At 67.1% G+C, this 5,354-nt stretch carries 4 protein-coding genes; 1 reads left to right on the forward strand and 3 read right to left on the reverse strand.

Annotation, left to right across the window (positions count from 1 at the left end; all coding sequences use genetic code 11):
* Window positions 1–139: 139 nt before the first annotated feature.
* The 3 genes from phaC to U5771_RS34570 all read right to left on the reverse strand — a co-directional run bounded on the left by phaC (window position 140) and on the right by U5771_RS34570 (window position 4,447).
* Window positions 140–2,014: a class I poly(R)-hydroxyalkanoic acid synthase gene (gene phaC / locus U5771_RS34560; RefSeq protein WP_322028094.1), complete on the reverse strand. Its 1,875-nt coding sequence runs from the start codon at window positions 2,012–2,014 to the stop codon at window positions 140–142.
* A 366-nt stretch (window positions 2,015–2,380) separates the two neighbouring features.
* Complete coding sequence (gene pgeF, locus U5771_RS34565; RefSeq protein ID WP_322028095.1) at window positions 2,381–3,220, reverse strand: peptidoglycan editing factor PgeF; 840 nt, start codon at window positions 3,218–3,220, stop codon at window positions 2,381–2,383.
* Between the two features lie 6 nt (window positions 3,221–3,226).
* Window positions 3,227–4,447, reverse strand: coding sequence for an RluA family pseudouridine synthase (locus tag U5771_RS34570; RefSeq protein WP_322028096.1), 1,221 nt, complete (start codon window positions 4,445–4,447; stop codon window positions 3,227–3,229).
* A gap of 41 nt (window positions 4,448–4,488) precedes the next feature.
* On the opposite strand from U5771_RS34570, the gene U5771_RS34575 reads away from it, so the two are divergent.
* Complete coding sequence (locus tag U5771_RS34575) at window positions 4,489–5,313, forward strand: outer membrane protein assembly factor BamD (RefSeq protein WP_124614446.1); 825 nt, start codon at window positions 4,489–4,491, stop codon at window positions 5,311–5,313.
* Window positions 5,314–5,354: the final 41 nt, after the last annotated feature.

Genomic DNA, 5,354 nt, shown 5'->3' on the forward strand with positions numbered 1-5,354 from the left:
TCGCGGTTCGCGCGGCCGATACGATCACTACGTCCGTCATTTCCGTTTCCTCCGGGCCCGCACGACACGGCGCATCGCTACCGGCCCTGTTAAAAAAACTGCGGTGCATCGGACAGCGTGCGCCGCTGTCCGGTTTTCGTCAATCGCGCTGCAACACGTAGCGGCCCGGCGCCGGCTCGATCACCGGGAACTGCGCGGAACCGGGCTTGGCGGGCGGCGCCACCTTGCGGCCGCCGTACTGGTCGAGCCACTCGACCCAGGTCGTCCACCAGCTGCCCGGCTGCTCGGTCGCACCGGCAAACCAGTCGTCCGCGGACTCGGGCAGGTCGCTGTCGTTGACCCAGTAGCTGCGCTTCTTTTTCGCCGGCGGATTGATCACGCCCGCGATGTGACCCGACGCGCCGAGCACGAACTTCAGCGGGCCCGTCAGGATCGACGTCGATGCGTAGGCCGTCTGCCACGGCACGATGTGATCCTCGCGCGACCCGTAGATGAAGGTCGGCACGTCGATGCGCGACAGGTCGACGGATTCGCCGCACACGGTCACCGCACCCGGCACGCGAAGCTTGTTCTCGAGATAGGTATTGCGCAGGTACCACGCGTACATCGGGCCCGGCAGGCTGGTCGAGTCGCTGTTCCAGTACAGCAGGTCGAACGCGGCGGGCGTGCGGCCCTTCAGGTAGTTGTCGACGACGTAGTTCCACACGAGGTCGTTCGGCCGCAGGAACGAGAACGTGTTCGCGAACTCGACGCCGCGCATCAGCCCCGGCGCCGTGCCGTTCTTGCCGCCGATGGTCTGCTCGCGCATCTGCACGTGCGCCTCGTCGACGAACACGTCGAGGATGCCGGTGTCGGTGAAGTCGAGCATCGCGGTCAGCAGCGTCATCGACGCGGCCGGATGTTCGCCGCGCGCGGCGAGCACCGACAGCGCGGTCGCGAGCATCGTGCCGCCCACGCAGAAGCCGAGCGTGTTGATCTGCTCGCGGCCGCTGACCTGCTGCACGGCGTCGATCGCCGCCAGCAGCCCTTCGTTCATGTAGTCGTCCCACGTCTTGTGCGCGACCGACGCATCGGCGTTGCGCCACGACACGAGGAACACCTGATGGCCGTTCGACAGCGCATGCGCGACGAGCGAATTCTCGGGCTGCAGGTCGAGGATGTAGAACTTGTTGATGCACGGCGGCACGATCAGGAGCGGCCGCTCGAACACCTTGTCCGTCTTCGGCGTGTACTGGATCAGCTGGATCAGGTCGTTCTCGTAGACGACCGCGCCTTCGGTACACCCGAGGTTCTTGCCGACCACGAATTGCGATTCGTCGGTCTGCGAAATCTTGCCGCGCTGCATGTCGCCGAGCAGGTTCATCATCCCCTGCCGCAGACTTTCGCCCTGCGTCTCGAGGATCGATTTCTGGGCATCGGGATTGAGCGCGAGGAAGTTGCTCGGCGCGGCGGCGGCCGTCCATTGCTGGACGGAGAAACGGATGCGTTCGCGCGTCTTCGGATCGGTCTGGAGCGCGTCGGCCAGTTCCTGCAGGTAGCGCGCGTTGAGCAGATACCATGCAGCCGCGAACGCATGCGCGGGCGACGCCTTCCACGCATCCGCGCTGAAGCGGCGGTCCTTCAGCTCGGGCGACTCGAGCTTCGCCGCGGCAGCCTGCTGCATCAGCGTCATGCAGTCGCGCGCATAGTCGGCCTGCAGCTGCTGGAGCCGTTCCGCCGGGATCGCGGCAACCGGCAGCTTCAGCCCCGCGAACGGCGATGCGAGGCCGCCGAAGGCGCCCAGATCGGGCATCGACGGCATCTGGAACGGAACTGATGTCGGGAACTGGAATGCGGCGAACGGATTCGCCGTGGTCGCCGCCGTTGCGGCGCGTGCCGGATCGGCGAAACCGCGCCAGGCGTTCAACCATGCCTCGAACATCTGCTGCATCGGCTGGGTAGCCTGGTCGAATCCGGTGCTGCCCGCGAAAGTGCCCGCCTGAGCGGACGTCGACGAATTTTTCGATGCTGTCATTACCTGCCTTACCGGTGATTCGTGAGCGTCAATCGTGAAATCCTGCTCGCGCGCGGCGTGCCGGTTGCGAGCCGGGCCGTCATGCTCTGGAGAGGCGTCTCCAGATTCTGCCGCAGTGCGGTATTTTTATCATTATCGTTTTCCCCATGTGAAGCGCTGCATCAAACCACTGAACATTTCTGCTCGGAGATAATCCGCGCGCAACAAGCGGGACAAGGCTTCCGGCGAAACATAAAACATTTTGGTCGACTTGACTTCGCGATTATTCATTCGGTTGTCCATGCAACACCGCATTGCCGCGTCAATATCGAGATAACCCGATTTCGCAACGCAACAAAACCGCGCGCACGGACTCGGGGTCAGCCGTCAATCGGCCAGCCAGATCGCCGCCGCCATGCGGCCGGTCACGCGGTCGCGCCGGTACGAATAGAAGCGCGCGTGTTCGGTGACCGTGCAGGCGGTCCCACCGCTCACGTGCGCCACGCCTGCGCGCGCGAGGCGCAGGCGCGCGAGCGCAGGGAGGTCGGCGAGGTACTTGCCGGGCGCGCCGTCGATCGCGACGAACGCTTGCCGCGTCCCATCATGCTCCGACTGCGGAGCGGTGTCGAGAAACGCCTCGCGCACGTCGGCGCCGACTTCGAACGCCTGCGGGCCGATCGCGGGCCCGAGGTACGCATGGAGCGCATCCGTCGCGCCGCCGGCGAGCGCGGCGACGCGGGCCGCGGTCTGCTCGACGATGCCGGCCGCGAGCCCGCGCCAGCCTGCGTGCGCGGCACCCACCGCCCGGCCCTGCGCGTCGCACAGCAAGACCGGCAGGCAATCCGCGACCATCACGACACAGACCGCGCCCGCGCGGTCGGTCACGCTCGCGTCGGCCTGCACGGGCGCCGCGGCACCCGGTGCGGCTTCGATCACCTCGTCCGCACGCACGATCTGCGCGCCGTGAACCTGCTCGAGCCATGCCGCGCGCGACTGGCCCGCCAGCGCGAGCAAGCGCGCGCGATTCGCGGCGACATGGGCCGGATCGTCACCGGTATGCAGGCCGAGATTCATCCCGCCCGGCAATGCGGCGCCGTCCTGCCAGCGCCCGTACGGGCCTTCGCTCACGCCGCCGTCGCGCGTCGTGATCAGCGCGCGCACGCGCGGCGCCACCTGCCAGTCGGGCTGCACGCAGTCCTGCCACGTCAACGGCGCCAGGTTCGTCATCGGCACTCACTCCTCCTCATCGTCGTAATCCTCGTCGCGATCCTCGTCGTGATCGCGATAATCGCCGGCGAAATCGTCATCGTCGTAGACACCGTCTTCGTCGTCGAATTCCTCTTCGCCCTGCCCGAAGCCGAGCGCCGCGACGAGCGCGTTCATGTCGTCCGGCAACGGGCAACGCCACTGCATCGTCTTGCCCGTGACCGGATGCACGAGGCCGAGCCGCCATGCGTGCAGCGCCTGCCGCGCGAACCCGTCCGGCAGCGGCGCGACCGAGCGCTTGCCGCGCGCGCGCCCGTACACCGGATCGCCGAGCAGCGGATGCCCGACATGCGAGCAGTGCACGCGGATCTGATGCGTGCGGCCGGTTTCGAGGTCGCACTGGATCGCGGAAACCGGCTGACGTTGCCACATGCATGTGTCAACCGTGCGGAAATGCGTGCGCGCGGGCTTGCCCGACGCGCCGGTGACGACGGCCATGCGCGTGCGCTCGCGCGGATCGCGGCCGATCGGCGCGTCGATCGTGCCGTCTTCGGGCATCATGCCCCACACGAGCGCGAAATAGCGGCGCTTCACCGCGCGCGCCTGCAGCTGACGCACGAGGTCCGTCTGCGCGGCGAGCGTGCGCGCAACCACCATCAGGCCGGACGTCTCCTTGTCGAGCCGGTGCACGATACCCGCGCGCGGCAGGCCGGCCGCCGCGTCGCCGTAGCGGTGCAGCAGGCCGTTGAGGATCGTGCCGCTCCAGTTGCCGGCAGCCGGGTGGACGACGAGGCCCGCCGGCTTGTTGATGACGACGAGCGCGTCGTCCTCGTAGATCACGTCGAGCGGCACCGGCTCCGGCGTGAACGCCAGCTGCTCCGGCAGCAGGTCGGGCACGAGCTCGATCCTGGCGCCGAGCGGCACCGGCTGGCGGATCTTCGCCGGCGCGCCGTCGACCAGCACGCGCTGCGCCTCGATCCAGCTCTGCAGGCGGCTGCGGGAGAATTCGGGGAACAGTTGGGCGAGCGCCTTGTCGAGGCGTTCACCCGCGAGCGACAGCGGCACTTCGACGACGCGCGGCGTCTCGTCGGCCGCCGCGGACGGCACGACAGGCGGCTGCATCGCGCCTGCAGCCAGATCGTCATCGGGGGATTCCCCCGACGCAGCGTCGGCGGGCCGATCGCTTGGGCTATAATCTTCGCGATTTGACTTGCCCCGCGGGGCATTCTGCGAACTTGAACGGGTCATTTAGACTGGGTCACCGAGACTTGAAGCTAGGACATGCGAGCATGATGAATTCGACCAAACGTACGGCCAAGACCGTCGCCGCCCGAGCTGCGGTGGTAGCGGCCGCGGCCCTCATCGCCGGCTGCCACGGCTTGCCGCAGAAGCAGGACGAGACGGCTACCTGGTCGAACAACAAATTATACTCAGAGGCCCAGGACGCACTGTCCGGCGGCGACTGGGGCAAGTGCGCGAAATATTTCGAATCGCTGCAAGGCCGCGATCCGTTCGGCCATTTCGCGCAACAGGCGCAGATCAACGTCGCGTACTGCAACTGGAAGGACAACGAAGCGGCCGCCGCCGACCAGGCCGTCGACCGCTTCATCCAGCTGCACCCGGATCACCCGGATATCCCGTACGCGTACTACCTGAAGGGGATGATCCACTTCAACGACGATCTCGGCCTGTTCGGCCGCTTCTCCGGCCAGGACATGAGCGAGCGCGATCCGCAGGCACTGCGCGAATCGTACGACGCGTTCAAGGTCGTCGTCGACCGCTACCCGAAGAGCAAGTACGCGCCCGACGCCGCCGCCCGGATGCGCTACATCGTCAACGCGCTCGCCTCGCACGAAGTGCACGCGGCCGACTACTACTATCGGCGCGGCGCCTATGTCGCGGCAATCAACCGCGCGCAGCTCGCGATCAAGGACTACAAGGGCGCGCCGGCGATCGAGGACGCGCTGCACATCATGATCCTGTCGTACGGCAAGCTGGACCAGCCGCAACTCGCGGAAGACACGAAGCGCGTGCTCGCCGGGACCTTCCCGGACAGCCCGTACATCACCGGCCACTCGCGCCCCGGCACGAAGAAGTCGTGGTGGCAGTTCTGAGCGACGCCCGCCGCACAATAAAAAAACCCGGCCATCGAGCC

It is taken from the genome of Burkholderia sp. BCC1977 (assembly GCF_905339595.1).
GTDB lineage: Bacteria > Pseudomonadota > Gammaproteobacteria > Burkholderiales > Burkholderiaceae > Burkholderia.

Coding starts and splice junctions, on each gene's coding strand:
- phaC (WP_322028094.1), bottom strand. CDS start 2,014: ATGACAGCATCGAAAAATTCGTCGACGTCCGCTCAGGCGGGCACTTTC.
- pgeF (WP_322028095.1), bottom strand. CDS start 3,220: ATGACGAACCTGGCGCCGTTGACGTGGCAGGACTGCGTGCAGCCCGAC.
- U5771_RS34575 (WP_124614446.1), top strand. CDS start 4,489: ATGATGAATTCGACCAAACGTACGGCCAAGACCGTCGCCGCCCGAGCT.
- U5771_RS34570 (WP_322028096.1), bottom strand. CDS start 4,447: ATGACCCGTTCAAGTTCGCAGAATGCCCCGCGGGGCAAGTCAAATCGC.